The sequence below is a fragment of the Streptomyces marokkonensis genome, assembly GCF_008312835.1.
Lineage (GTDB): Bacteria > Actinomycetota > Actinomycetes > Streptomycetales > Streptomycetaceae > Streptomyces > Streptomyces marokkonensis_A.
In genome coordinates, this window is sequence record NZ_VSKS01000007.1 from 62,677 (window position 1) to 82,000 (window position 19,324).

Here is a 19,324-nt window from a genome sequence, read left to right on the forward strand (position 1 = left end):
CTTTTCGCCCGGAAGGACTTCCATGACCGAGAACCATGACGCGATCGTCACCGAACCCAAGGCGGAGGAAGCGGGTGGCTGCCCGGTCGCGCACGGGCGCGCCCCGCACCCCACCCAGGGCGGTGGGAACCGCCAGTGGTGGCCCGAGCGCCTCAACCTGAAGATCCTGGCCAAGAATCCGGCCGTGGCCAACCCGCTCGGCGAGGACTTCGACTACGCCGAGGCGTTCCAGGCCCTCGACCTTCCGGCGGTGAAGCGGGACATCGCCGAGGTGCTGACCACCTCCCAGGACTGGTGGCCCGCCGACTTCGGCCACTACGGTCCGCTCATCGTCCGCATGGCCTGGCACAGCGCGGGCACCTACCGCATCAGCGACGGCCGCGGCGGTGCCGGGGCCGGCCAGCAGCGCTTCGCCCCGCTCAACAGCTGGCCGGACAACGCCAACCTCGACAAGGCCCGCCGCCTGCTGTGGCCCGTGAAGAAGAAGTACGGCAACAGCCTGTCGTGGGCCGACCTGCTGATCCTCTCCGGCAACGTCGCCCTGGAGTCGATGGGCTTCAAGACCTTCGGCTTCGCCGGCGGCCGTGAGGACGTCTGGGAGCCGGAGGAGGACGTCTACTGGGGCCCCGAGTCCAACTGGCTCGGCGACGAGCGCTACACCGGCGACCGGGAGCTGGAGAACCCGCTCGGCGCCGTCCAGATGGGCCTCATCTACGTCAACCCCGAGGGTCCCAACGGCAATCCGGACCCGATCGCCTCGGCCCGTGACATCCGCGAGACGTTCCGCCGCATGGCCATGAACGACGAGGAGACCGTCGCCCTGATCGCCGGTGGCCACACCTTCGGCAAGACCCACGGCGCGGGCCCGGCCGACCACGTCGGCCCCGACCCGGAGGCCGCCGGTTTCGAGGAGCAGGGCCTGGGCTGGAGGAACACGTTCGGCACCGGCAAGGGCGCCGACACGATCACCAGCGGTCTCGAGGTGACGTGGACGAACACGCCGACGACCTGGGACAACAGCTTCTTCGAGATCCTCTTCGGCTACGAGTGGGAGCTGTTCGAGAGCCCGGCGGGCGCCAACCAGTGGCGGCCGAAGGACGGCGCGGGGGCGGGCACCGTGCCCGACGCCCACGACCCGTCGAAGAGCCACCAGCCGACCATGCTGACCACGGACCTCGCGCTCCGCTTCGACCCGGTCTACGGTCCGATCTCGCGCCGCTTCCTGGAGAACCCGGACGAGTTCGCGGACGCCTTCGCCCGCGCCTGGTACAAGCTCACCCACCGTGACATGGGCCCGAAGTCGCTGTACCTCGGCCCCGAGGTGCCCTCCGAGACGCTCCTGTGGCAGGACCCGCTGCCCGAGCGGACGTACGACCTCGTCGACGCGGCGGACATCGCCGCCCTCAAGGACCAGGTCCTCGCCTCGGGACTGTCGGTGTCCGAGCTGGTGTCGACAGCGTGGGCGTCGGCGTCGTCCTTCCGCGGCAGCGACAAGCGCGGCGGCGCCAACGGCGCGCGCGTCCGCCTGGAGCCGCAGCGCGGCTGGGAGGCCAACGACCCCGACCGGCTGGCGACGGTGCTGCGCACCCTGGAAGGCATCCGGGAATCCTTCAACTCTGCGCAGACCGGCGGCAAGCAGGTCTCGCTCGCCGACCTGATCGTGCTGGCCGGCGCGGCCGGTGTCGAGAAGGCGGCCGGGGACGCCGGCTTCGACATCGAGGTCCCGTTCACGCCGGGCCGCGTGGACGCGTCGCAGGAGGAGACGGACACCGAGTCGTTCGCCGCCCTCGAGCCCACCGCCGACGGGTTCCGCAACTACCTCGGCAAGGGCAACCGCCTGCCCGCCGAGTTCCTGCTGCTGGACAAGGCCAACCTGCTGACCCTGAGCGCCCCCGAGATGACCGTCCTCGTCGGCGGTCTGCGGGTCCTGGGCGCGAACCACCAGCAGTCGGCGCACGGCGTGTTCACCACGGCCCCCGGCACCCTGACCAACGACTTCTTCGTCAACCTGCTCGACCTGGGCACGACGTGGAAGGCGACGTCCGAGGACCGGACCACGTTCGAGGGCCGCGACGCGGCAACCGGCGAACCGAAGTGGACCGGCACCCGTGCCGACCTCGTGTTCGGATCGAACTCCGAGCTGCGGGCGCTGGCGGAGGTCTACGCGAGCGACGACGCCGGGGAGAAGTTCGTGCGGGACTTCGTCAAGGCGTGGGACAAGGTCATGAACCTCGACCGGTTCGACCTCGTCTGAGCCGTCCGTACCGCGCATCCGGGCCGGCCCGCAGGGGCCGGCCCGGACTGCGTCGGGCGCCCGAGATGCGCGTGGGCCACGCTGCCAGCAGGGTGGAACCGAGCCGACCGCCACGTGAAGGAGGCGCCTGGGATGGGCAAGGACAGCGACCGGGAGAAGGATCTCCGCAAGGGCGACGAGGTCGCCTGGAGCAGCCACGGCAGCGAGACCACGGGCAAGGTCGAGAAGAAGATCACCGAGCGCACCGAGGCGGCCGGGCGCACGGTCGCCGCCTCCGAGGAGGAACCGCAGTACGAGGTCCGCAGCGACAAGTCGGGCAAGCAGGCGGTCCACAAGCCCTCGGCGCTCAAGAAGAAGAAGTGAGCGCGGTGGAACCGGACCGCAGGGACGAGACCTGGGACGAGTTCCGCGACCTGGTCAACATGAAGCCGGCCGATCTCGAGAAGTGGCTGGCCACCGACGAGTCCCGCGGCGCGGGGCAGCACGAGGACGGCGGCGAGTCGACCGGCCACGCGTCAGGCCGCCGCATCGTCGGCATCCTCCGCGCGGGCAGGAAGGACCTGACCGACGACGACTACGAGCACATGCGCGAGGTCGTCGGGTACATCCGCCGCCATCTCGCCCAGCACCCGTCCGGCGACGTGCGCGACTCGCGCTGGCGCCACTCCCTCATGAACTGGGGCCACGACCCGCTCGCCGACGAGTCCGCGAGCCGGTGACGGACGGCCACGGCGGCGCGGTCCCCGACCCCTGCCGGACGTGACCGCCCAATCCCCACGCGCGTCCGGTGACCCCTCCCGTCCCATGCGGCACCCGGTGGACATCTCCGTGGACGCCATGTAAGTGCCCGCACGGGGTGTGACGCCGACGAAAGGGGCGATCAGTGAGTGGGAGCAAGCCACTCGACGCGAGGAGGGTCCGCGCATGGGAACCGTCGTCCGCGTCCCGCAGACCCGGGACATGGTCGGGGACGAACTCTCCGGAGACGAGGCGTTCGCCGCGCTGCGGCACTACGGGGGCCTGCGGCTGCTCACCGACTCATTCGCCCGCTTCCGCTTCGCGGACGGCTTCACCAACGCGCGGGCGCTCGCCTTCCAGGTCGTCCTGGGACTGGTGCCGTTCACCGTGGCGCTGGTCGGCCTCGCGACCTCCGTGCACACCGAGAGCGTGGGCCGCGTCATCGAACTCACCCTCGGCCGGATCGTGCCCGGCGCCAGCGCGGACATCGTCGAGGACGCCTTCGACGGCATCCGGCGCACCGCCCACGACGACCTCGCGAGCACGCTGGCCCTGTGGCTCGGTCTGGGCTTCGCCGTACTGAACCTCGCCTCGGCCATGGGCCAGATCGAGCGGGGCGCCAACCGCATCTACGGCATCGAACGCGACCGGCCCCTGCCCCGCAAGTACGGCAGGGCCGTCCTCCTCGCGCTCGCCGCGGGCCTGCCCATGGTGCTCGGGTTCGTCGTCCTCGTCGCCGGTGACGCGGTCGGCCGTTCGGTGGCCGAGGTGGCCGCGGGCCGGGGGACCGGCACCGGGTGGTGGGGCGCGCTGGACGTGCCGGTGGGGCTGCTGCTGGCCTGGGTCGCCTCGGCGGTGATCTTCCGCTGGTCGCCCCGCCGGGTCCAGCCGGGCTACACCTGGCTGGCCTTCGGCTCGGCCGTCCATCTCCTGCTGTGGGTCGCCGCGACGTGGCTGCTCGCGCTGTACGTCGAGGGCAGCGGGGCGTTCGGTGCCCTGTACGGGCCGCTGACCGCCTTCGTCGCCCTGTTGTTGTGGGCCTACCTCACCGCCGTCGCCCTCTTCCTCGGCATCGCGTTCGCGGCCCAGCTGGAGGCGGCGCGCGCCGGTATCGACGCGGCGGTGCATCCGGATCCGGGGCCGGGCGGCTGACCCGGGCGGGCGACACGCCGACACGGGAACGGAGCGAGCCCTGCCCGCGTTGTCAGTATGAGGTTGCACAATGATCGGAAAAGGAGATCAACACCGGCGCCTTGCTGGGTAGACGGTCTCGTGTCCGGCTCCGGAAAGGTCCTGCTGATGCTCTCCACCGTCGACCGCACGAAGTCCCTCGTCGCCCTGCCCACCGCACGCCGTCGGCACTCCCGCGCCGCCGCAGGCCCCGCCCCGGCCGGACGCCCCTCGGGGGCGGCCGCCGAAGCGCTGCGCATCATCGCCGACCCCCGCACCCCCACGTACGTGACGGTGTACGCGAACGGCCGCCGGAGATACAGCTACTGGCGCCCCCTCGACTCCACCACCGGCACGGGCGGCTGCTATGCCGCCCTGCCCACCGCCGACTGCGACGAGCTGCACGCGGCCGGCCGGATCACCCTCGGTGAGCCCGTCGTGGACCCCAACCGCACGACGTACCGCGTCCGCACCTCCGCCCGCGTCCAGCCCGCGCCGGTGCGCGGCGGCGTGGCGCAGATCCGCTCCCGGGTGGCGTGAGGGCGGGCGGCACCGGCCGCCTCGGCCGTGCCGCATCCGGCCGCCGGGAGCGGACGGGGCGTCAGGCGATCGACGCCGAGATGATGGCGGACACCGCGAGGTTGCAGGACGCCGTCACCCAGACCGCCGGGTGGGGTTCGGGCTCCACCAGCGTGGCACCCAGGCGCCCCGGGGTGACGAGATCCACCACCAGGAACGCCACGGCCATCATCACCAGGCCCAGCACGCCGAACGTCGCGGTCGACACCAGCCCCTTGCCGAAGTCCTCGTACGTCGTCCAGATCGACGTGAACACGATGCCGCCGATGCCGAGCAGCGCGGAGCTGAGCACGACGGCGGCGTTGCGGTTGCGCTCCTGCCAGATCTGCCGGCCGAGCTTTCCGGGCGTCAGCAGGTCGACCAGGACGATGCCGAGGACCAGCAGGACCAGCCCGAGTGCGCCGTAGGCGGCGGCCCGGCCGAGTCCGTTGACGATGTCGCTCATGGGTGTGCCGGCTCCGTAGCGTGAGGGATCGTGAATGATCGCGGTCAAGGGCGTGCAAAATGTAGCGCACCGGTTCGACCTCCTGGCCGGGCGCCCCGTCATCGGCTCCGGCGGGCTTCACCACGCTGTCGAGGTGGTGCGGGGGAGGGACCCGCTTCTCATCGCCGGGGACGAGTCATGCCCGCGCGCATCCGGGGCATCAGATCTCCACCGGCCGGACCGAGAAGGAGAACGAGCCATGAGCAGGGGCAGCCGCGCTCTCACCGTCATGTACGCCGCCGTGGCCCTCTGGCTCTCCTTCTGCACCGTGCGCACCTGGGGCACCGTTCCCGTGTGGACCAGCCTCGCCATGGCCGTCGCCGCCCTCGCACCCGTCGTGGGAGTGGTCCGCGAGACCGTCGTCGCCGAGGAACGGCGCACCGTGGCCGTCCTGCGTGAGCGGGAGGGCCGCCGGGCGGCGTGGCGCGACGCGGCGGCCGCGGCGCTCGCACAGGCAGAGGTGGAGGCCGCGTGCTGCGAACGCTGGTGGACGTCGTGCGCCACCGAGCACGACCCCGGCTGCGCACACCGGACCTCGTGGGGCACAACGGCCTGAACCACTGCCCGGGGGTGCGGGCCAGGGCGGCGGCCGTCCGGTCCTGGTCCGTACCAGGGTCTTGACGCCCTGTTACCTCACCCCTTAAATCAAGTGGTTGCGCATTCAACCCCCACAACCTCGGTCGGCGCACCCGTGCATGCGGGACGCCGTACGGAAGGGAGAGCCATGTTCTCTCCGCGCACCCGCCGCAGATGGCTGATCGCCGCCCTGTCCGCCGTTCTGGTCGCCTCCGGTGCGGCCGGGACCACCGCGCAGGCCGAACCGGCGGACACCGCCGCCGCGGCGGCCGTGACGTTCTCGGACACCTTCGACGGGCCCGCCGGCGCTGCGGCCGACTCCTCGAAGTGGCAGACGGAGACCGGCGACAACGTCAACAACCACGAGCGGCAGTACTACACCTCGGGCAACAAGAACGCCGCCCTGGACGGCCAGGGCCATCTGGTCATCACGGCCCGCAAGGAGAACCCGGCCAACTACCAGTGCTGGTACGGCACCTGCCAGTACACCTCGGCCCGGCTCAACACGGCGGGCAGGTTCACCGCGCAGTACGGGCACATCGAGGCGCGGATGAAGATCCCGCGCGGGCAGGGCATGTGGCCGGCGTTCTGGATGCTGGGCACGCCGGTCGACTGGCCGGACTCGGGCGAGATCGACATCATGGAGAACGTGGGCTTCGAGCCCTCCACGGTGCACGGCACGATCCACGGCCCCGGCTACTCCGGCTCCGGCGGCATCGGCGCCGGCTACACGCTGCCGGGCGGTCAGGCCTTCGCGGACGCCTTCCACACCTTCGCCGTCGACTGGGCGCCGGACTCGATCACCTGGTCGGTGGACGGGAACGTCTACCAGCGGCGCACGCCCGCCGATCTGGGCGGCAGGCAGTGGGTGTTCAACAAGCCGTTCTTCCTGATCCTCAACCTGGCGGTGGGCGGCTACTGGCCAGGCGATCCGGACGGTTCCACCGTCCTCCCGCAGCAACTCGTGGTGGACCACGTCTCGGTGACGACCAGTGACTCGTCCACCGGCGGTGCGATCCGCGGCCTGGCCGGCAAGTGCGCCGACGTGGCCGGGGCGGACACGGCCAACGGCACCCCCGTACAGCTCTACGACTGCAACGGCACCTCCGCCCAGCGGTGGACGGTGGGATCCGACGGCACGATCCGGGCGCTCGGCAAGTGCCTGGACGTCACCTCGGGCGGCACGGCGGACGGAACGCCGGTCCAATTGTGGGACTGCAACGGCACCGCGGCCCAGAAGTGGGTCGTCACCGCGGCGCGCGACATCGTCAACCCGCAGGCCGACAAGTGCCTGGACGTGGCCGGCAACAGTTCGGCCAACGGCACCCGGCTGCAGATCTGGACCTGCACGGGCGGCGCGAACCAGAAGTGGACGGTGGGCTGAGCCCGCGCCCGGCACCAGGTGGGAGCGCCGCCGCCCCTGCCCCGACGGGCCGGGGCGGCGGTGCTCCCGATCGGTTTTGCCGTTCTTTTGCCGAACGGGAACATCGCCGGGGCCGCGTCCGTTGACCGGACGGACCGTGAAGATCCGGGACTGGCGACCAGGACCGGACGGACAGCGACACAACCCGAGGTGGCACCGAATGGCGATGTGGGACCGGCTCAAGGACCAGGCCAGGACGCTCCAGCAGTCCCAGGGCGCGGGGGCGGGAGGCGCGCGGCCGCAGGGGCACGGCTCGTCCTCGTCCGGCGGGGGCTCCAAGGCCCAGTTGATGGGGCTGTTCAAGTCCCAGCTGGCGTCCGCCAAGGCGGAGCTGAAGAGCGGTGCCTACCGGGACGCCAGCATGGCGATGTGCGCGCTGGTCGCGGCGGCCGACGGACGGGTCGACCCGGCGGAGCGGCAGCGGGTGGAGGAACTGATCGTCTCCAACGAGGTGCTGCAGAACTTCCCGGCGGACCAGCTCCGCAAGCGGTTCAACGAACACGTGGACCGGCTCACCGCCAACTTCGAGCAGGGCAAGGCGCGGGCGCTGGAGGACATCGCCAAGGCGGCGAAGAAACCGGTCGAGGCGCGGGCCGTCGTCCAGACCGGCATCGTCGTCGCCGGAGCCGACGGCAGCTTCGAGCCCTCCGAGCAGTACGCCATCCGTGACGCCTGCGCGGCCCTCGGTCTCTCGCCGCAGGAGTTCGGCGTCTGACGGCCGCTCCGTTGTCAGTGGCGCCCCCTACGGTTCGATCAGTGGGCCCGCCGGAGAGGCGCGGGCCCGTCTGGGGAGGGGTGTGCCATGTCTGCCGGGTCCGCGGTGTCGACGACGTATCTGGAGCTCTCGCAGGAGGGCGACGGCGCGCACAAGTTCTACGAAGTGAGCGTCGACAGCCAGGTTGTGACGGTGCGCTACGGCCGGATCGGCGCGGCGGGGCAGACCCAGACGACGACGTTCGCCTCGGTGGCCAAGGCGCGGGCCGCCGCGGCGAAGAAGGTGGGGGAGAAGGTCCGCAAGGGCTATGCGCCGGCGGTGCCCGGACAGCGGGCCCCCCGCTCGGTGACCCGGCGTCAGGTGGCCTCCGCCCCGTCCACCGCGCGCGCCGTGGCTCCCGTGCTGTGGCGCTTCGGCACGGGCTCCTCGGCGTTCGGCATCCACGTCGACGACGACCGCTGCTGGGTCGGGAACCAGTCCGGTGACGTCTTCACCCTCGACCACGAGGGCAACGTCCTGGCCCGCTTCCAGCTGCCCGACGGCGTGAAATGCCTGGTCGCCGACGACTTCTGGATCTACGCCGGCTGTGACGACGGCAGGGTCTACGACCTGTCCTCGAAGCTGCCGTTCGCCGCCTACGACATCGCGGCGGACGTCGACATCTTCTGGCTGGACATCCACGAGGGTGTTCTCGACGTCTCGGACCGCGAGGGCCGGCTCACCGTCATCGACCACGAGGACGAGCACCAGTGGACCCGCCGCAGCCAGGGTGAACACGCCTGGATGGTCCGCGCCGACGACCGGGCCGTCTACCACGGCCACCACCGGGGTGTCACGGCCTACGCCCCCGACGGCAGCGGCGAGCTGTGGCACACGCCCACCCGCGGCGGTGTGCTGTTCGGCTGGCAGGAGGACGACACCGTCTACGCGGGGACGGCGCACCGGGTGGTGCAGCGGCTGTCGAAGGCGACCGGTGCCGTCGAGGCCACCTACGCCTGCGACAGCGCGGTGTACTCGTGCGCGACCGCGCCGGGCGGACGGTTCGTCTTCGCAGGGGACGCGGCGTCGTCCGTGTACTGCTTCGACCGGGACGGCACGCGCCTGTGGAAGCTCGGTACGGGAGGCGGATCGGCGCTGTCGATGCAGTACCGGGACGAACGGCTGTACCTGGTGACCACGGACGGTTCGCTGGTGTGCGTGGACGCGAGCGAGGCGGCGGTCTCCGCGGCGCAGCGGGGCACGGTGCCGGTCGTACGGGACGTCAAGCTCGCCGCGGCCCTGCCGACGTACGCACCGGCCACGACAGCGACCGCCGTGGCCACCGTCGCGCAGGCGCCCTCGGGCGCCGTCGTCGTCGAGTGCGTGCAGCACAACGGACGGGTGCGCGTCCATGTGGTGTCCGAGGGCTACGACGGGTCGTGGAACGTGCAGTTCCCGCGCGCGATACGGGTGCCCGGCGCGCGCTATGTCGTGGACGCGCTGCACCCGGCGTCCGGTGGCTTCTACCGGGTGCGGGGTGAGATCCGGCGGCTGCTGTGAGCGGTGCGCACACCGTCCGTTCCCGCGCCGGTGGTTCCCCGGAGTGGGGCCGGGGAACCACCGGGCGGCTGTGGCCGGATCAGACGCCGCAGGTCGGCGCGGACCAGTACCGGCCGGCGCGGTGGTCGACGTGGGTGTGGTCGTTGTGTCCCGGGTAGCCGGGGCCGAGGATGCCGTTGAAGCCGTGGTTGCGGGCCTGCTTGGCCAGCGTGCACAGGGAGTGCGGTCCCGCGCCGAGGTCGGCCGCGTCACCGTACAGATGGCGGCTGCCGCTCGCCCCGCCCACGGCGTCGTTGCAGGCGTAGGACCGGAAGCCGCTGGTGACCCGGATCGGTTGGTCGCCGAGCGCGTGCCGCAGGGCCTCCAGTTTCCACATCGTCCGCAGCGCGTTGGACTTGGCCGTCGCGGCGCTGACCGCACCGCCCGACCAGGTGGAGTTGCACTGGTTCAGCTCGGCGTAGGAGAAGTGGATGGGCGTGCAGTCGTCGTCCTGGAGGGCGTAGAGCTTGTTGTAGGTGTTGGGGCCGGCCACGCCGTCCGCGGCCAGGCCGTAGGCCGACTGGAAGCGCTTGAGCGCGGCTGCCGTGGCCGGCCCGAAGCTGCCGTCGACGGCCAGCACGGACCCGTAGCCCGGGTAGCCGCTGAGGCGGACCTGCAGCTGGCTGACATCGGCGCCCGAGGCGCCCTGGGACAGGGTGCGGGTCCAGGTGTAGCAGCCGTCGGCGTGCGCGGTGCCCGCGGTGGCGACGGTACCCACGACCATTCCAGCCATGAGCATGACAATCGAGAGAAGTAGTCGTACAGCGCGTCCGAACATGCGATCTCCGGTTCAGGGACGGGGGGTTCAGCTGGGTGACGAGCCATGTGACGCGCGTCAACCATGGAGCAAGCACCCGGCCCAGCGCAAGGTCCCCTCCCGATGGGCGCACACACCGGACCTGTGAGCCCTGTACGCGCCCCCGGTTCCGTGCGGACAATGCAGTGCCCGCGATCACTCCTGAAATCCCTTGTTCTCCGCTCCGGTTGAGGAAAGCAGGTCGACCGTCGTGCTGTTGCGTCTGCCCACGTCCCTGTCCGAAGCACAGCGGTATCTGGGGGAAGGAGCGGTGCCCGTCGGCGGCGCCACACTCGTGTGGGCCCTCTGGCAGCGCGACGGCTTCCCCGAGCAGGCGATGTCGCTGCGCGAGCTGCCCCAGGCGAATCTGATGGAACGCGAGGCGCTGGGTGCCGCGGTCCTGCTGCACCAGGTGGACGACCGGATGCCGGAGGTGCTGCGCCGGGCCGCCTCCACCGTGGGCACCGGCGCCGTACGGCGGACGGCCACCGTGGGCGGCAACCTCGTGGGCAGCACGTTGCGTTGCCTGCTGCCCGCGGCGCTGGTCCTGGACGCCCGGGCGACCGTACTGGACCGGGACGGAACCTACGAGACCGACCTGGCGGAGGTGGTGGCCAAGCGTCACCTGCTGCTCGGGCTCCGCTGGCGCGACCCGGTCACCAGCGGGTACTACAAGGCGCCCGGCGAAGCGGGAGGCCCGCCGCCCCTCGTCGTCGCCACCGCCGTGCACGCCGGGAGCGACGGCCGGCCCCGCCTCTTCGTCGCCGTCCGGGACGGCTACGAGGTGACCAGCGAGTCCATCCCCTGCCACAGCGGACCCGAGCACACCCTCGAGGCCCTGGACCGCACCGGCCTGGGGGCGCTCCCCGCCCAGGCGCGAGAAGCGGTGGGCCGGGAGGTGAACGGGATACTGAACCGCTCCGCGGACCGCTGACGCGGGCACGGGCACGGGCAAGGAACTCCGCCATCCGCGCCGACCGGACGGCACACGGGCACGCCGCCTTCGACGGCGGGCCGTATCAGCTGCCTGAGTCCTGCCGGTGCCGGACCACGACGACCGGGCAGGGCGCGTGCTGGGCGCAGCGCTGGCTGACCGAGCCCAGCATCGCCCGGGCGAACCCGCCCCGTCCGCGGTGGCCCACCACCAGCAGCTCCGCCCCCTCGGAGGCGCGGATCAGCACCTCGGAGGGATCGCCCTCGATCAGTCGCTCCCGCAGTTCGGCGGGCCGCCCGCCGGGGAACGCGGTGCTCAGTGCGTCGGCGAAGAGCCGCCGTGCCTGCTCGGCGTCGAAGTCCGGTTCGATCACGGGGCCGGCCCACCCGACGGACGACGGGGTCTCCCACGCGTGCACGGCCTCCACCACCGCGCCGACCGTCCGCGCATGGCGCACGGCCCAGCGCAGTGCCTCGTACGACGCCGGTGATCCGTCCACGCCCACGACCACCCGCGGTGCCGGTTCAGTGGTTTGCATGCCTACCTCACTCACCAGTCGCTGTCCGCATCTCCCGCGCCGCCCGTGTCACTCCACGGGCCAGGTGTGAACCGGGGCGTTGAGATGCATGTACTCGATGTACTGCTGCGTCATGCGCCGCAGGGCCTCGTGGCGGCCGCAGTGCGCGGTGGCGTCGATGTGGTGGAACATCTCCTTCTGCCACACCGCCCCGTTGCGGCCCGCGACGCAGCGCTGCTCGATGATGCCGAGCAGCGGCTCCCGCCAGGCCTCGTCCATCCCCGAGCGCTCCAGCCCGCGGTGCGCCAGCGGCAGCAGCCGCCGCAGCACGAGTTCGGCCGCCGGCACCTCCCCCATGCCGGGCCAGTACAGCCGGGCGTCGATGCCGTAGCGCGCCGCCGCCCTCAGGTTGTCCTCGGCCGCCGAGAAGGACATCCGCGACCACACCGGCCGCTCCTCCTCCACCAGGGCACGGGTGAGCCCGTAGTAGAGGGCGCCGTTGGCGAGCGTGTCCGCGACGGTCGGGCCGGCGGGCAGTACCCGGTTCTCCACCCGGACGTGCGGCTTGTCGTGCGCGACGGCGTACACGGGGCGGTTCCAGCGGTAGATGGTGCCGTTGTGCAGGGTCAGCTCGGCGAGTTCGGGGATGTCACCGCGCGTCAGCGTCTCCGCGGGGTCCTGCTCGTCGCACAGGGGAAGGAGGGCCGGGAAGTAGCGCAGGTTCTCCTCGAAGAGGTCGAAGACGCTGGTGATCCACCGCTCGCCGAACCACACCCGGGGGCGCACCCCCTGCGCCTTGATCTCCTGCGGCCGGGTGTCGGTGGCCTGCTCGAACAGAGGGACGCGCGTCTCGTGCCACAGTTCCTTGCCGAACAGGAACGGCGAGTTGGCGGCGAGCGCGACCTGGACCCCGGCGATGGCCTGCGCCGCGTTCCAGTAGTCGGCGAACTGTTCCGGTGACACCTGGAGGTGGAACTGCGTACTGGTGCACGCGGCCTCCGGGGTGATGGTGTCCGCGTAGGTGCGCAGCCGGTCGACACCGGTCACCTCGATGTGCAGGTCCTCCCCGCGCGCCGCGAAGATCTGGTCGTTGAGCAGCCGGTAGCGCGGGTTCTCCGACAGCGCGCCCTCGCCGACGTCCTCCTGCCGCAGGGTGGGGAGGATGCCCGTCATGATCAGATGCGTGCCGATGGACCTGGCGCGGTGCTCCGCGTGGTTCAGTGCCGCGCGGATCTCCGACTCCCAGGCATCGGGGCCGCCCGCAGTGAGCCGGCGGGGCGGGATGTTGATCTCGAGGTTGAACCGGCCCAGCTCCGTGGCCCAGGCCGGGTCCGCGATGGCCTCCAGCACATCGGTGTTGCGCATCGCGGGCTCGGCCCGGTCGTCGACCAGGTTCAGCTCGATCTCCAGACCCACCTGGGGACGCTCGGCCTCGAAGCGTGCTTCGCGCAGCATCTGCGCGAGCGCGTCCAGACACTCCTGCATCTTGATCCGGTATCGGCGGCGGTCCTCGCGGGTGAAGGTGAGCGCCGGGACGTCGCGTCCCATCGGTCTCCCTCCAGGTCTGTCGTCCTCGGAACCTGTCCACCCAAGCGTCGCACCGGCGGACGAGTCCGACCACGTGAAGCGGTTCGGTTCAGTTCGCCGCGTCCCCGGCCAGGAACGCGGTCAGGCTGTCGAGGAGCATGGTGCTGCCCTGCTCGGCCGTGTCGCGCTCCTCCGCCGTGTCGCACGACTGGCGCACCACGATCCGCGTCCGCGGGCCGTCCTCGGCGAGCTCCACGCTCATCGCCTGCGGCGCGGGCTTTCCGGGCACGTCCATCCCCACCACCAGGAGCCGGTTCCGCTCGACCTCGAGGTAGGACCCGGTCAGGGGGAACTCCCCGCCGTCCGGGGTGACCACGGTGGCCTTCCAGACGCCGCCCGGCCGTACGTCCATCTCGACGGAACCGGGAGCGGCGTACGCCCAGCGGGCGTAGCGGTCGGGCGTGGTCCACGCCTGCCACACCCGGTCGGCCGGGGCGTCCAGGGTGCGGGTCAGGGTGTAGGTGAAGCCGGTGCCGGTGCTCATGGTGTCGTCCTTCGTCCCGTGCGCCGTGCCCCGGTGGGGCCGGTCGCGGGTGTAGACGCGTGACGGCGCGGAAAGTCATCGGTTGCACGGAGGGTTTATGTCGTTGACAACGAAGTGTTCATTCAGGAGGCTGGTTCCATGGCCCGGACCCCTGAACAGCCCACCGATCCCTTCACCCCGCCCCGTGCCGACGCGGCCCGCGCGCAACGGGTGCACGCCTCCCTGTTCCGCATCGCCGAACGGCACGCGGCCACCGACGGACAACGCAGCCGGCAGACCCATCCCGGCGTGATCGGTCCGCACGAGGCGGTCAGGCTGGTGTCGTTCCTGCTCAGCGGCGCGGCGATGCTCCAGGACGGCGAACCCGAGGTGGACCGCGCGGACATCACGGCCGCGCTGACCCTCATGCCGCGCGCCCGTGCCGAGATGGACGAACTGGAGGCCGGCCTGCTGCAGATGGCACGGGGACGTGGCATGACCTGGCCGGAGATCGCCTTCGGATTGGGTCTGCGCAGCCCACAGGCCGCCCGGCAGCGCTACGAGCGGCTGGCGGGGCGCACGGAAGCGGACGCGGACGCGGACTGACGGTGACCGCCCGGGGCCTCGGGGGAGGCGCCGAGGGCCGGTTCGCCCACGGCCCGGGCGGCCTGCCGCCAGGCGGCGCTCACGGCCCGGTGGGCCACCGCCGTCCCGGCGGTCGTCCCGGGCGGCAGATGCAGGGGCCGGCCGACGTGGACGTGGAGGCGCGGGCGGCGCACCGGGGCGGTGACCACACCGGCCAGTTGCTTCGCGGCCGGCCCCGAGGCCAGCCTCCGGGCCCCCGCCTGGCCCACGGGCACGACCGGCGCCCCGGTGGCGGCCGTCAGCCGTGCCAGACCGGTGCGGAAGGGCAGGGGCGCGGCGCACGCCGCGTCCGCGCGCGGGGGCAGTCCGCCCTCCGCGTAGATGAGCACATGGCGTCCCGACCGCACGGCCTCCGCCGCGGCCTCGAGCGCGTCGGCCGCGCGGGCGGTCCTCCGGTGCACCGGGATGTGGCCGCCCTTCGTCAGGGCGCGTCCCAGTACCGGGACCCGCCACAGCCCGGCCGTCGCCATGACGGCGGGCGTCACGCCCACCGTGCGCAGCGCGGCCAGGACGACGGCCGGATCGGCCGTCGAGTCGTGGTTGGCCACGAAGACACTGCCCGCGGCGAAGGGCTCCTCGGCGTCGCGAGTCACGGTGAGCCGCCCGAACAACGGCAGCAGAACGGCGGCGGTACGGCTGAGCAAGAGACGTCCTTCCGGCAGACGGGAACCTCGCCGTCAGCCTCGTACGCCACCCGCCCCCCGCGCCTGAGTACGCGTACCCGGGTCGACGGTGCCGGGTACTCGGCTCCCCGCCGGAGCGGCCGGGTGCGCGGTGCCCTGCCGCCGCCACGACGCATCGCCTCGCGGTGCTGCGCGTCGACAACGCGGCCGGCTGACCACCACATCGCCGCCGGTGACGCGGCCGCCTACCAGTGGGCGGGGCGGGTGAGCGCGGGAGGCAGCACGGTGGCCGCGTCGCCCCTGGCCGCGTTGAGCTGCGCCTGGGTGAGGAACAGGGCGCCTGTGAGGTCGGCGCCTGTGAGGTCGGCGTCGCGCAGATCGGCCCCGATCAGGTCGGCGTCCCGCAGATCCGCCCCACTGAGATCCGCGGCCACGAGCAGGGCGCCGCGCAGGCTGGCTCCCCTCAGGTCGGCGCCGGACAGCTTCGCGCCGACGAGATCGGCTCCGCGGTGGTTCTTCCTGCGGCCCGGGACATGGGCCCGGGCGAGCTCGCCGGCCCGCAGCAGCAGCGCGTTGACCTCGCCGCGCAGCGCGTTCACGTCGAACTCGACGATCGACCCGGCGCTGCCCCGGGTCAGTCCGTCGATCCGCGCCAGCGCCCGCCGCAGCTCCCCGTGGACGGGGCGGGCCGCCGCGAGCGCGAGGGCCTCGGTGACGTACCAGAGCAGCTCCTGCAACTGCCGCATGACGGGGAAGACCTCGAACATGCTCCGCGCCGTCTCCGGGTCCCGACGCCAGTCGGTGCCGCCGAAGGTGACCTGGGACACCTTCTGCCCGGCACCGAAGCAGTCGAAGACGGTGCAACCGGGGTACCCCCTGTCGCGCAGCCGCTCGTGGATGCCGCAGCGGAAGTCGGTCCGGAGGTTCGAGCACGGCTGCCCGGCGGGCTTGGTGGCGGCGAAGTCGGAGGAGCGGGCGAAGGGCAGGGCCACACAGCACAGGCCGAAGCACGAGGCACAGTCGGCCCGCAGGTCCTGGCGGTCCCCGGCGGGGGCGGGGGCTTCGCGCTGTGGCGACACCGTGTGTGCTCCAGTCGTGCGGCGAGCACCGCACACCGCGGCGCTCCGGGATCGGCCTCATTCTCGCAGACGGCCGACGGCTGCCGGGGCCCGGTGGCCCTCAGGGGCGCCCGGTGGGACGGCTGCCTCAACCGGGCGTGCCGCCGCCACGGCCGCCGTCAGTCCGCGCGCGGATCCGGGCCGCACGGTGACGCGGGCGACGACGGCCCCGCCTTCCGGGGCAGTTCGGCCCAGACCGTGCGTCCGGGCCGGCCCGGGACACGGGCGACCGCCCAGGCGTCGCTGAGCGCGTCGACCAGGAGCAGCCCGCGGCCGTTCTGGTCGTCGGGGCCCGGCCGGCGGAGGACCGGCAGTCCGGTGCCGCGGGCCTGGTCCTCGACCTCGACGCGGATCACGTCCGCCGACAGGTGCAGCCGGCACACGATCCGGTCACCGGCCGAGTGGGTGAGCGCGTTGGTGACGAGCTCCGAGGTCACGACGACAGCGTTGTCGCACGCCTCGTCGCCCACGCCCCGCGCGAGGAGCAGCTCGCGCACCCCGCTCCGGGCCGTACGCACGGAGGCCGGGGCCACCGGCAGGTCGAACGCGCGTGTCTCACGAGGAGGGCGGGACCCGGAGGCGAGACGGCCGGAGCCGTCCGGCTGGGGGAGTGGAGCCGTGTGCCCGCCTCCGGGCGATCTGGGGGAGAGCTCGCTCCCGGCGTGTTGCAGCGGCCTGGGTAAGGGGAGCCGAGCCATCTCCGTGGGCCTTTCGTCTGCTTTCGCGCGGGGGGTGCCGTCACGGCCGGCCGGGGGTCAACCGGCCTGCTCCGTACGGCCGTTCAGCGGGCCGCGGGGACGGTGCGAACACTTTGGCACCGGTCAACGGTGCCCCGCAACAGGCAAGTTGAAAATTGCATCCGGCTGCAGGCATGCTGCTTCCGACAGCGCCTGATCGAATGTGTCCGCGGTGATCGAGCGCGTGAGACGGTGAACCCGGGACACCGATGTGAGGGGGCACGGCGTGACCGCGGAGACCGACTGGGGCGGTGCCCCTTCCGTCCTGCGCATGATCCTCGGCAGGCAGCTCGAGGAGCTGCGCACCCGGGCCGGACTGACCTACGAGGAGGCGGGCGCGGCCATCGGGGTCAGCCACTCCACGATCCGCCGGATGGAAGCCGCCAAGGTCGCCCGGCTCAGACTCGCGGACGCCGAGAAGCTCCTCCGTGTCTACGGTGTGACGGACCAGCAGGAGATCGACACCTTCCTGAAGTCGGTACGTGAGGCCAACAAGCGGGGGTGGTGGCACACCTACCGCGATGTCATGCCCGACTGGTTCGCCGCCTATCTCAGCCTGGAACAGGCGGCCTCGCAGATCCGCGCCTACGAAAGCCAGTTCGTCCACGGGCTGTTGCAGACCGAGGCCTACGCGCGCGCCCTGCTGGACGCCGGCAACCCGCACGCCCGGGCCGAGGCGACCGAGCGCCGGATCGCCCTCCGGATGCGCCGGCAGGAGCTGCTGGGACGCGAGGCGCCACCACGGGTGTGGGTGGTGATGGACGAGACGGTGCTCCGCTGGCCGGTCGGCGGCGCGGACGTGATGCGCGCCCAGATCGATCACCTCATCGAGATCCAGCGACTGCCCCACGTGACGCTGCAGATCATGCCGTTCGCAGGCGGCCCGCACCCCGCCATGCGCGCCGGCGCCTTCCAGCTCCTGCGGTTCCGGGCACGTGAACTGCCCGATGTCGTCTACCTCGACGGTCTGGTCGGTGCCGTCTACCTCGACAAGGGCGCCGACGTCGTGGTGTACCGGGAGGCCCTCGACCGGGTGGGCGCCCAGGCGACGCCCGTGCCGAGAACCGAGGCCGTCCTCGAACGGATCCGCAAGGACCTGTGAAGCACGGGGACTTCCGACCCGGCGGTGCCCACGGGGGACACGCCGTCCGCCATGTCCCGACCCAGCCGCCCCACGACGTACGAAGGAGACCCGAAGGTGACCGAGAACGGATGGCCGGCCGACCGCATCGACACCGAGAACGCACACTCCGCGCGGATCTACGACTACATACTCGGCGGGAAGGACTACTACCCGGCGGACCAGGAGGCCGGCGACGCCATGGCCCGGGAGTGGCCCGCGCTCCCCGTCCACATGCGCGCCAACCGGGACTGGATGAACCGGGCGGTCCGCTGGCTCGTGGAGGAAGCGGGGGTGCGCCAGTTCCTGGACATCGGCACGGGCATCCCCACCTCCCCGAACCTGCACGAGATCGCCCAGTCGGTGGCGCCCGCGTCACGCGTGGTCTACGTCGACAACGACCCCATCGTGCTCACCCTCTCCCAGGGCCTCCTGTCCAGCACACCCGAGGGCAGGACGTCGTACGTCGAGGCCGACTTCCGTGACCCGGCGAGCATCCTGGACGCCCCGGAGCTGCGGGAGACCCTCGATCTGGACCGGCCGGTGGCGCTGACGGTCATCGCCATCGTCCACTTCGTCCTCGACGAGGACGACGCCGTCGGCATCGTCCGGCGACTGCTGGAGCCGCTTCCCCCGGGCAGCTACCTGGCCATGACGATCGGCACGGCGGAGTTCGCCCCCGAGGAGGTGGGCCGGGTGGCCCGCGAGTACGCGGCCCGCAACATGCCGATGCGGCTGCGCACCCTCGACGAGGCCCACGAGTTCTTCGACGGTCTGGAGCTGGTCGAGCCGGGCATCGTCCAGGTGCACAAGTGGCACCCGGACGGCACCGGCGAGGAGGGCATCCGTGACGAGGACATCGCGATGTACGGAGCGGTGGCCCGCAAGCCGTAGCACCACGCGCCGGGGCCGCACGGGCCCCGGCGCGTCAGTGTCCCGCCGCCCACCCGTCCGCGGTCACCCGCCACACGACCTCGATGCCCACTTCGCCCGGAGCCGTGACCCCCTCGGGCGTCGGCCCGCGTCCGGTCTCGGTGAGCCCGGCACGGCGGGCCACTGCCGCGCTCGCCCCGTTGGCCGCGTCGAGACACACCTCCACGGCCCTGTTCTCCGGTTCAGGAGGGGGCCGTGCTCGCCTTCCGCCTGCTCCAGTCCGCCCTGGTCCACGTCAACACGCTGCTGCTGCAGCAGGTCCTCTTCCTCCCAGGTCATCCGGAAATACGCGGCCCGGGAAGGCTGTGGCGCCCAGGGAACAAGCCCCGGGGCG

Annotated in this window: 22 protein-coding genes; 13 read left to right on the forward strand and 9 right to left on the reverse strand. The window is 72.2% G+C overall.

Annotation, left to right across the window (positions count from 1 at the left end):
• The first annotated feature begins 22 nt into the window (after positions 1–22).
• The 5 genes from katG (at position 23) to F1615_RS14245 (ending at position 4,702) form a co-directional block, all read left to right on the forward strand.
• A complete protein-coding gene (gene katG, locus F1615_RS14225; protein WP_149549336.1) occupies positions 23–2,254 on the forward strand; it encodes a catalase/peroxidase HPI in 2,232 nt (743 codons plus the stop codon).
• Positions 2,255–2,386: 132 nt separating this feature from the next.
• Positions 2,387–2,617: a DUF2945 domain-containing protein gene (locus tag F1615_RS14230; RefSeq protein ID WP_149549337.1), complete on the forward strand. Its 231-nt coding sequence runs from the start codon at positions 2,387–2,389 to the stop codon at positions 2,615–2,617.
• A gap of 5 nt (positions 2,618–2,622) precedes the next feature.
• On the forward strand, positions 2,623–2,973 hold the full coding sequence (locus F1615_RS14235) for a DUF3140 domain-containing protein (protein ID WP_149549558.1): 351 nt from the start codon (positions 2,623–2,625) through the stop codon (positions 2,971–2,973).
• 205 nt (positions 2,974–3,178) lie between these two features.
• Positions 3,179–4,144: a YihY/virulence factor BrkB family protein gene (locus tag F1615_RS14240; protein ID WP_149549338.1), complete on the forward strand. Its 966-nt coding sequence runs from the start codon at positions 3,179–3,181 to the stop codon at positions 4,142–4,144.
• Positions 4,145–4,291: 147 nt separating this feature from the next.
• Positions 4,292–4,702 (forward strand): hypothetical protein, encoded by a 411-nt coding sequence (locus tag F1615_RS14245; RefSeq protein WP_149549559.1) that lies wholly within the window; start codon positions 4,292–4,294, stop codon positions 4,700–4,702.
• Positions 4,703–4,763: 61 nt separating this feature from the next.
• On the opposite strand, the gene F1615_RS14250 is transcribed toward F1615_RS14245, so the two are convergent.
• Entirely contained in the window at positions 4,764–5,186 is a 423-nt protein-coding gene (locus F1615_RS14250) for a DUF350 domain-containing protein (protein WP_149549339.1), read from the reverse strand.
• Between the two features lie 238 nt (positions 5,187–5,424).
• Here F1615_RS14250 and F1615_RS14255 point away from each other — a divergent pair, with 238 nt between their 5' ends.
• From F1615_RS14255 to F1615_RS14270, 4 genes are all read left to right on the forward strand, one after another.
• Positions 5,425–5,781 (forward strand): hypothetical protein, encoded by a 357-nt coding sequence (locus tag F1615_RS14255; RefSeq protein ID WP_149549340.1) that lies wholly within the window; start codon positions 5,425–5,427, stop codon positions 5,779–5,781.
• 168 nt (positions 5,782–5,949) lie between these two features.
• A complete protein-coding gene (locus tag F1615_RS14260; protein ID WP_149549341.1) occupies positions 5,950–7,185 on the forward strand; it encodes a glycoside hydrolase family 16 protein in 1,236 nt (411 codons plus the stop codon).
• A 199-nt stretch (positions 7,186–7,384) separates the two neighbouring features.
• Positions 7,385–7,939 (forward strand): tellurite resistance TerB family protein, encoded by a 555-nt coding sequence (locus tag F1615_RS14265; protein WP_149549342.1) that lies wholly within the window; start codon positions 7,385–7,387, stop codon positions 7,937–7,939.
• Between the two features lie 87 nt (positions 7,940–8,026).
• Positions 8,027–9,478 carry a WGR domain-containing protein gene (locus F1615_RS14270; RefSeq protein WP_149549343.1) on the forward strand — a complete coding sequence of 484 codons (1,452 nt, stop codon included), beginning with the start codon at positions 8,027–8,029 and terminating at the stop codon, positions 9,476–9,478.
• 79 nt (positions 9,479–9,557) lie between these two features.
• Here F1615_RS14270 and F1615_RS14275 read toward each other — a convergent pair whose 3' ends face one another.
• Positions 9,558–10,295: a D-Ala-D-Ala carboxypeptidase family metallohydrolase gene (locus F1615_RS14275; protein WP_244328728.1), complete on the reverse strand. Its 738-nt coding sequence runs from the start codon at positions 10,293–10,295 to the stop codon at positions 9,558–9,560.
• A 229-nt stretch (positions 10,296–10,524) separates the two neighbouring features.
• Here F1615_RS14275 and F1615_RS14280 point away from each other — a divergent pair, with 229 nt between their 5' ends.
• Positions 10,525–11,247 carry an FAD binding domain-containing protein gene (locus F1615_RS14280; protein WP_149549345.1) on the forward strand — a complete coding sequence of 241 codons (723 nt, stop codon included), beginning with the start codon at positions 10,525–10,527 and terminating at the stop codon, positions 11,245–11,247.
• An 85-nt stretch (positions 11,248–11,332) separates the two neighbouring features.
• Here F1615_RS14280 and F1615_RS14285 read toward each other — a convergent pair whose 3' ends face one another.
• The 3 genes from F1615_RS14285 to F1615_RS14295 form a co-directional block, all read right to left on the reverse strand.
• A complete protein-coding gene (locus F1615_RS14285; RefSeq protein WP_149549346.1) occupies positions 11,333–11,785 on the reverse strand; it encodes a universal stress protein in 453 nt (150 codons plus the stop codon).
• 48 nt (positions 11,786–11,833) lie between these two features.
• A complete protein-coding gene (locus tag F1615_RS14290; protein ID WP_149549347.1) occupies positions 11,834–13,312 on the reverse strand; it encodes a glutamate-cysteine ligase family protein in 1,479 nt (492 codons plus the stop codon).
• Positions 13,313–13,400: 88 nt separating this feature from the next.
• The gene (locus tag F1615_RS14295; protein ID WP_149549348.1) at positions 13,401–13,835 is read right to left on the reverse strand and encodes an SRPBCC family protein; all 435 of its coding nucleotides are present in this window, start codon (positions 13,833–13,835) and stop codon (positions 13,401–13,403) included.
• Positions 13,836–13,973: 138 nt separating this feature from the next.
• Between F1615_RS14295 and F1615_RS14300 the strand changes: the two genes are divergently transcribed.
• Complete coding sequence (locus F1615_RS14300) at positions 13,974–14,420, forward strand: DNA-binding protein (RefSeq protein WP_149549349.1); 447 nt, start codon at positions 13,974–13,976, stop codon at positions 14,418–14,420.
• Here the strand turns inward: F1615_RS14300 and F1615_RS14305 are convergent.
• From F1615_RS14305 to F1615_RS14315, 3 genes are all read right to left on the reverse strand, one after another.
• The gene (locus tag F1615_RS14305; protein ID WP_149549350.1) at positions 14,372–15,103 is read right to left on the reverse strand and encodes a lysophospholipid acyltransferase family protein; all 732 of its coding nucleotides are present in this window, start codon (positions 15,101–15,103) and stop codon (positions 14,372–14,374) included. The genes F1615_RS14300 and F1615_RS14305 overlap by 49 nt on opposite strands.
• A 224-nt stretch (positions 15,104–15,327) precedes the next feature.
• Positions 15,328–16,161, reverse strand: coding sequence for a pentapeptide repeat-containing protein (locus F1615_RS14310; protein WP_149549351.1), 834 nt, complete (start codon positions 16,159–16,161; stop codon positions 15,328–15,330).
• Positions 16,162–16,319: 158 nt separating this feature from the next.
• Positions 16,320–16,733 (reverse strand): ATP-binding protein, encoded by a 414-nt coding sequence (locus F1615_RS14315; RefSeq protein ID WP_244328729.1) that lies wholly within the window; start codon positions 16,731–16,733, stop codon positions 16,320–16,322.
• Positions 16,734–17,163: 430 nt separating this feature from the next.
• On the opposite strand from F1615_RS14315, the gene F1615_RS14320 reads away from it, so the two are divergent.
• The gene (locus tag F1615_RS14320) at positions 17,164–18,039 is read left to right on the forward strand and encodes a helix-turn-helix domain-containing protein (RefSeq protein ID WP_149549353.1); all 876 of its coding nucleotides are present in this window, start codon (positions 17,164–17,166) and stop codon (positions 18,037–18,039) included.
• Positions 18,040–18,135: 96 nt separating this feature from the next.
• Positions 18,136–18,951, forward strand: a complete 816-nt coding sequence (locus F1615_RS14325) for an SAM-dependent methyltransferase (protein ID WP_149549354.1) — start codon at positions 18,136–18,138, stop codon at positions 18,949–18,951.
• A gap of 34 nt (positions 18,952–18,985) precedes the next feature.
• On the opposite strand, the gene F1615_RS35620 is transcribed toward F1615_RS14325, so the two are convergent.
• Positions 18,986–19,156: a hypothetical protein gene (locus F1615_RS35620; protein WP_167533747.1), complete on the reverse strand. Its 171-nt coding sequence runs from the start codon at positions 19,154–19,156 to the stop codon at positions 18,986–18,988.
• Positions 19,157–19,324 lie beyond the last annotated feature (168 nt).